The following is an 807-nucleotide window of genomic DNA, read 5'->3' as shown; positions in this document are numbered from 1 at the left end:
GCGGGCGAGCGCCCCGTACGGATCGGGGCCGGGGACGCCGTCCTGCTGTCGCCGGGCACCGCACACGGCATGGCCAGCGGTCCTGACGTGCGGATGGGAGCCTGCGACGTGGAGTCGGCGGCCCGAGCCCGTGCCGAGGGAAGCGTCTTCCGGCTGGGCCCGCCGCCGGTGAGGACGGAACTGATCACCGTGCACTACGCGCAGGACCCGGCGGTGACCACCCCCGTACTCACCGCGCTCGCCCGGCCGCTGCACATCACGGCGAGCGAGAACCCCGGACTGGAGAAGACCGTCGACTTCCTCACCGCGGAACTCGCACGACCGCAGATCGGCACCACCGCCGTGGTCAACAGCGTCGTCGACCTGCTGCTCGTACAGTTCATCCGCGCCTGGCTGGCCCGCCGTCCCGGGGAGCGGTCCGGCTCGTGGCTCGGCGCGATGCGTGATCCGGTCGTACACGACGCCCTGGCGTGTATCCACGGCGCGCCGGAACGCCCGTGGACCACGGAATCCCTCGCCGCCGCCACCAGCGTCTCCCGGGCGACGCTGTCCAGGCACTTCCGCTCCGCCCTCGGACAGCCGCCGGGCGCGTACCTGACGCGGTGGCGCATGGACCTGGCGTCCATCCGGCTCCGCGACACCGACGAACCGGTCGAGGCGATATCCGGCGCGGTCGGATACGGGTCCCCGCACGCCTTCAGCCGCGCCTTCCGGCGCGCCCGCGGCATGGCCCCCGGCGCGTACCGCACCCGCCTGCGCGGCCACGACCCCGCCCGGGAATGACGGCGCGGGCCGCCGGTGTTCCCG

Annotated in this window: 1 protein-coding gene; it reads left to right on the top strand. The window is 74.3% G+C overall.

Features of this window, described 5'->3' with window-relative positions:
- On the top strand, window positions 1-783 hold a 783-nt coding region (locus DVH02_RS31890; RefSeq protein WP_199566488.1), incomplete at its 5' end, for an AraC family transcriptional regulator.
- Between the last annotated feature and the right edge of the window lie 24 nt (window positions 784-807).

The sequence above is a fragment of the Streptomyces corynorhini genome, assembly GCF_003346515.1.
GTDB classification, from domain to species: Bacteria; Actinomycetota; Actinomycetes; order Streptomycetales; family Streptomycetaceae; genus Streptomyces; species Streptomyces corynorhini.
This window is presented reverse-complemented; position numbering and strand designations above follow the sequence as displayed.